Genomic DNA, 2,817 nt, shown 5'->3' with positions numbered 1-2,817 from the left:
GATGCATGCAGTGTAGGGCAGTAGTAAGCGCCATGCACTCGCGAAACACGCCAATCGACTTGCTGATGGCGCCAATATGCTCTCCGGTTTAGAGTGAATTCTTAGGCTCAAGCGCCTGTGGCCTAGCAGCAAAGGCTAACAGCATGGCCGGGGAGCCGATCGTGAGAGCGCCGAGGTGAGTCTGTAAGGATTCAGGCAACCCTTCCTCAGCCGAACAACCTATTTGCAGCAGCCTCAAAGGGTCTATATCTTAGCAGAATCGACTAACGGGACGACTCAGGGAATAAGCCATGAAGATTGATGATTTACCGTTTGGTACTACAGACTGGAGTGAAGTCGACGCCACCGAACATCCCGGTGAAACCGGCGCAGCCTATTGGCGCACACGCCACTTTGGCGATCTCAGGGTGCGTATGGTGGAGTATTCAGCCGGGTATTTAGCGGATCACTGGTGTTCCAAGGGGCATATTCTATTGTGCTTGGCGGGCGAGCTGCACACCCTGCTCGACGATGGCCGTGAGTTTATACTCCGTCCGGGTATGAGCTACCAAGTTGCCGATAATGCGGAGGGGCATCGCTCGTCCACGACTGGCGGCGCTAAGTTGTTTATCGTCGATTAGCGGCCATAGCTATGTTGAACCGCCATCAGTGATTCCTGCACCCGGCGATTTTAGGCGCTGCGCTTCGGCGCCGGTTTTAGATCAGCGGGCTGACATACTTGTGCAGCTCGGTTTCCAGATGGGTGACGCAAGCCCGCAGCTTGGCTGAGGTTTCCAGGCGCGCCGGATAGATTGCATTGATATGCGCCGGCTGCCAATAGTCCGGTAAGATCCGCACCAGCGCGCCGCTGGCCAGTTCGTCTTTAATGTTCCAGAGTGAGCGCAGCATAATGCCCTGGCCGCTCAAGCACCATTGTTTAGCCACCTCACCATTATTGGTCATTAGCGCAGCCGCCAGCTGAATAGAGACCGCCCCCTTGGCCGTTTCAAGACGCCAACGACCGTAGCTTTGGTCCCGTTCTCGGATGCCAATGCAGCGCTGTTGGTTGAGGTCTTGAAGCGTCCTGGGAACCCCCGCATGCTCCAAATAGCTCGGCGCGGCGCATAAGACGCGGTAGTTAATCGCCAGCGGTTTGGCGATCAGGTTTTGCGCCAGAGCCCCGCCGACGCGCAATTCGATATCGAAACCTTCCGAGATCAGGTCAATCGGACGGTCCAGTAATTCCAAATCGATTTCCAGTTCCGGGTATTGCACCACCAGATCGGCAATGATCGGTGCGACACACTGACAGCCAAAGCCCGTGCTGGTTGCGATGCGGATGCGACCCTTGGGCACCTGTTGCTCGCGACCAATTTCAAGCTGCATTTGGGCAAAGGTATCCAGCAGGCGTTCGGAGCCGTCTAACGCGATCTTGCCTTCTACGGTTAAGCGGACATGCCGGGCCGAGCGGAGAAACAGCTTTACCCCCAGGGTCTTCTCCAACAAACCAATCCGCTTGCTGATATAGGCCGGAGAGACATCCAACTCTTGCGCCGCGGCGCTGAAGCCCTCCAGGCGCGCCGCGGTGACAAAGACTTTTACATCATCTAGAGGGGGTAGTAGGCTCACGATTTGTAATCCTGAATATTCTATATAAGCAATTGAATCACACTTTGTGTTCGTATTACCATCGACGGCTGATAACCCTAAAGCTTTTTTTGTACGTTCTGCCATGGAGTTGAATATGTCTACGATAAAGATCGCGGTAATCCCAGGTGATGGCATTGGTAAAGAAGTGATCCCTGTGGGGATGCGAGCCCTGGAGGCGGCGGGGCGTAAGCATGGCGTCGAGTTCGAATGGACAGAATTTGACTGGTCGTGTGAAACCTATCATCAGACCGGCCGCATGATGCCCGAAGACGGTATCGAACAACTGAGTAAGTTTGATGCCATCTATTTGGGCGCCGTGGGTTTTCCCGGGGTACCGGACCATATTTCCCTGTGGGGCCTGCTGTTACCGATCCGGCGTGCGTTCGATCAATACGTTAACCTACGCCCGGTGCGCTTGTTTGAGGGGGTGCCGTGCCCCTTGGTCGGCAAACAGCCGGGGGATATCGATTTTTACGTGGTGCGGGAGAACGTGGAAGGCGAATACTCGTCGATTGGCGGTATTCAGTACGAAGGTACTGAGCACGAGATTGTCTCTCAGCAAAGCCTGTTCACCCGTCGTGGCACCGATCGCATTATCAAATACGCCTTCGACTTGGCGCAAAGCCGAGCGAAGAAACACCTGAGTTCGGCGACCAAGTCCAATGGTATCTATCACTCCATGCCCTATTGGGATGGCCGAGTGGCCGAGATCGCCCAGTCGTATCCGGAGGTTAACGTCGATCAGTTCCACATCGATATTCTCACCGCCAACTTTGTCCGTATGCCGGAGTTTTTTGATGTCGTAGTTGGCTCCAACCTGTTTGGCGATATTCTGTCCGATCTCGGCCCGGCCTGCACCGGCACCATTGCCATCGCACCCTCGGCCAATATCAACCCGGAAAAAACCTTTCCCTCGATGTTTGAACCGGTCCACGGCTCGGCTCCGGATATAGCCGGGCAAGGCATTGCCAACCCACTGGGTACTATTTGGGCCGGCGCGATGATGATGCAACACCTGGGCTTGCCAGAGATGCATGACAGTCTGATGCAAGCTATGGAGAGCGTGTTGCGTGAGGCCGAGCATCTGACGCCCGATATGGGCGGCCAGGCCAATACATTGGCGCTGGGCGCTGCGGTTGTAGCCGCAATCGAGCACGCCGCGATTGCCTGAGGCGGTTAATCCCTTAG

At 55.5% G+C, this 2,817-nt stretch carries 3 protein-coding genes; 2 read left to right on the top strand and 1 reads right to left on the bottom strand.

Annotation, left to right across the window (positions count from 1 at the left end):
• Positions 1–290: 290 nt before the first annotated feature.
• On the top strand, positions 291–620 hold the full coding sequence (locus tag AC4FIC_RS14220; protein WP_100256794.1) for a DHCW motif cupin fold protein: 330 nt from the start codon (positions 291–293) through the stop codon (positions 618–620).
• A gap of 76 nt (positions 621–696) precedes the next feature.
• Here AC4FIC_RS14220 and AC4FIC_RS14215 read toward each other — a convergent pair whose 3' ends face one another.
• Positions 697–1,608, bottom strand: a complete 912-nt coding sequence (locus AC4FIC_RS14215) for a LysR substrate-binding domain-containing protein (RefSeq protein WP_273286097.1) — start codon at positions 1,606–1,608, stop codon at positions 697–699.
• A gap of 115 nt (positions 1,609–1,723) precedes the next feature.
• Between AC4FIC_RS14215 and AC4FIC_RS14210 the strand changes: the two genes are divergently transcribed.
• Positions 1,724–2,800, top strand: a complete 1,077-nt coding sequence (locus AC4FIC_RS14210; RefSeq protein ID WP_273286099.1) for a tartrate dehydrogenase — start codon at positions 1,724–1,726, stop codon at positions 2,798–2,800.
• Positions 2,801–2,817 lie beyond the last annotated feature (17 nt).

It is taken from the genome of Reinekea sp. (assembly GCF_982785585.1).
The sequence above is the reverse complement of the archived record's forward strand: the minus strand, read 5'-3'. Positions and strand labels throughout refer to the sequence as shown.